The sequence below is a fragment of the Chamaesiphon sp. genome, assembly GCF_041737865.1.
Lineage (GTDB): Bacteria > Cyanobacteriota > Cyanobacteriia > Cyanobacteriales > Chamaesiphonaceae > Chamaesiphon.
In genome coordinates this window covers 1-2,996 of sequence record NZ_JBGSQZ010000064.1, presented here as the reverse complement: position 1 = coordinate 2,996, position 2,996 = coordinate 1, and the positions used below count along the sequence as shown (strand labels likewise).

General features: G+C 45.3%; 3 protein-coding genes. 2 read left to right on the top strand and 1 reads right to left on the bottom strand.

Annotation, left to right across the window (positions count from 1 at the left end):
• Window positions 1–124: 124 nt before the first annotated feature.
• Window positions 125–643 (top strand): IS630 family transposase, encoded by a 519-nt coding sequence (locus ACEW9J_RS04730; RefSeq protein WP_373543987.1) that lies wholly within the window; start codon window positions 125–127, stop codon window positions 641–643.
• Here ACEW9J_RS04730 and ACEW9J_RS04725 read toward each other — a convergent pair.
• Complete coding sequence (locus tag ACEW9J_RS04725) at window positions 534–1,268, bottom strand: Uma2 family endonuclease (protein WP_373543986.1); 735 nt, start codon at window positions 1,266–1,268, stop codon at window positions 534–536. The two genes, ACEW9J_RS04730 and ACEW9J_RS04725, sit on opposite strands and share 110 nt — an antisense overlap.
• A 99-nt stretch (window positions 1,269–1,367) precedes the next feature.
• On the opposite strand from ACEW9J_RS04725, the gene lysA reads away from it, so the two are divergent.
• Entirely contained in the window at window positions 1,368–2,753 is a 1,386-nt protein-coding gene (lysA, locus tag ACEW9J_RS04720) for a diaminopimelate decarboxylase (RefSeq protein ID WP_373543985.1), read from the top strand.
• The last annotated feature ends 243 nt before the right edge of the window (window positions 2,754–2,996 follow it).

Below are 2,996 nucleotides of genomic sequence, written 5' to 3'. Positions count from 1 at the left end.
TTCGATTGGGATTTTATTCCGGGCTTAATTTATCGATATGTCCGACTTAATTGCCATAAAATTGACTTTTACCTTCGCAACCTCAGCCTCTATAATCCCTATCACATAATGATTTAAGGGATGCTTGTCACCCCTTCAGATTAATCACAGAACAATTTATAACTGGTTAAATCGGTGGGAATCTGAGGGGATGCTCGGATTATATGATAAATCTGGTAGAGGACGAAAAAAGACATTCAATCCTGAACAAGAAGAGAAAATTAGAGACTGGACAAGAGAAGAACCCAGGCAATTAAAAAAAGTATTGCAAAAAATCAAAGCAGAATGGGAAATTGATACTAGCACCAAAACAATTAAGAGAATTTTGAAATCATTGTCTATGAGTTGGCACCGGATGCGTCGAGGTGTCCACGGAGAGCCAGACCCGATAGAATACATTGAAAAGCGAGCAAAACTAGAGGAGTTCAAACGGTTAGAAGATCTCGGAGAAATTAATTTATACTATTTAGATGAGGCAGGTTTCTGTCTAATTCCTAATGTTCCCTATGGATGGCAAAATATCGGTGAATATTTGTCAATTGATAGTAGTCGAAGTAAGCGTTTAAACGTCCTGGGAATAATGAGTCGTAAGAATCATCTTTAGCTAGTACCGCTTCTTCTTCTGGGCGCAAATAGCGATTATTTTGAGCATCAAACCAAGACAAAACTTCTTGCTCTACCGCTCCAGATACTTCTTGACAACGCCCGATTCCCAAGCCAATTTCGGGGAACCAATAAGGCTCACCGATTTGGAGTTGATAGCCACCATCTACTAACTTATAGACTTCAAACGGTTGATGACGATCGCGTTGCCAGTATTCTGGATTGTAGATGACATAGTAGAGTACGCCCAACTTGGCATAAATAGCCATCTTCTCCTCATACTCACCCCCAGGAGTCCAAGATACCATTTCCAATGTGAGGATCGGCGGAATGTCATTCTCTTCCCACATCACATAACTGCGACGAGATTTATTCCCCTTACGCCGCTCTACACCCAAGCTCAAAAATCCATTGGGGACGACGGGAAAGCGATGATTCACACCCGTGGGATGATACACGCCCATATCTACCCCAAAAAACCAATCGGTACGATCTGCCCAAATATACTTCAAGAGTAAAAGTAATACATTTGGAAGCCAATTCTGGTCTTCATTATCCACAGGAGTATCGTCAGAGTCCGGTAACTCAGTGCTAGACGGTAAATATTTACGGTCTACTTGTAACATAATTAGCTGTTAGCACCTAGTGCTAAATCGGTTGCCAGTCTACTAACCATCGCACTTCTATTATAATTTAGTAATCCAGATCCTCGTTCAAACAACCCAATGGTATCGATTTCCGCAACTCATCCCACCAGCCGCCAGTACTTACCCCCAGCTACTCCCGACGCGTCGCCAAACCAGCATATTCTCCCACTTACTGCTAGAGTGAACGATCGAGATTGTCTCGAAGTGGGTGGCTGTGATGTCACCGAATTAGTCCAGCAATTTGGTTCGCCGTTATATATCCTCGACGAGCAATCGGTTCGCACCGCCTGTAGACAATATCGGGATGGGTGGCAAAAATATTATCCAGGCGAATCTCTGGTAATATATGCCTCAAAAGCATGGAGTTGTCTGGCAATCTGTGCGATCGCGGGGAGTGAAGATTTAGGCATCGATGTGGTGTCCGGTGGCGAAATTCTCACCGCGATTGGAGCTGGGGTGAGTGCAGAGAAGATCTACTTCCACGGTAATAATAAATCAGTTGCCGAACTCGAACTTGCGATCGCCAATAATTGCCGCATCATTGCCGATAATTGGCTCGAACTCGAAAATATCGCCACTATTGCCAGTGCAGCAGGTAAAAACGTCCCCGTGATGATTCGGCTCACCCCAGGGATTGAATGTCACACCCACGAATATATTCGCACCGGACATTTAGATAGCAAATTTGGTTTCGATCCCAATCAACTCGATGAAGTCTTCACCTGGTTGAGCAAGCAGACAGATATTACCTGTATCGGCGTTCACGCGCACATCGGCTCCCAAATCTTCGAGCAACAGCCCCACCAAGATTTAGCAGGTGTAATGGTGGAATGGTACAAACTCGCCCTCAGTCACGGCTTACCCATCAGTGAAATCAATGTCGGTGGTGGCTTGGGCATCAAATACACCGAAGCCGACGATCCTCAAAGCATCGACGCGTGGATCAAAAACGTCGCTACCGCCCTTAAAATCGCCTGTGACGCGCATGGAGTCGCCTATCCGCGCGTAATATCGGAACCTGGACGTTCGTTGATTGGGAGTAGCTGTGTCACTGCCTACACCGTCGGCGGCACTAAAACTGTCCCTGGAATTCGGACATATATCAGCATCGATGGTGGGATGTCCGACAACCCCCGCCCGATTACTTATCAATCACAATATCGGGCGATGATTGCCAATAAAATGTCTGCACCGATGACTGAAACCGTCACGATCGCGGGTAAGCATTGCGAGTCAGGTGATATCTTGATTAAAGATGCCCAAATTGCGGCGGCTGTACCTGGAGATATCTTAGTCGTTCCGGCAACAGGTGCATACAACTATAGTATGTCTTCCAACTATAATCGAATTACCCGCCCTGCCGCTGTCCTCGTCAATAATGGCGAAGCAAACATCATCATCCAACGCGAAAACTACGACGATCTCTTACGATTCGACAGGTTGCCAGAACATTTGGTGAAGTAGATATTCACAAACTTCCACTTACTCCATCTATTTTGAATTCTCAGGTGGATAAACTTCCACCTGAGAGCTACTAGTACTGAGCGGCTTAAATAGAGTTACTAGTTAGGGCTTGCTGAAGATCTCAGCAAGCCAATCACTGCAAGGGTTTTGAGCCTTTTTTCAGAAATTAAGTGCAAGGTTTTGACGTTGAAAGGCTCAAAACCCTTGCACTCGATCGCTTGAATCTGGCGATCGAGTGAGAAT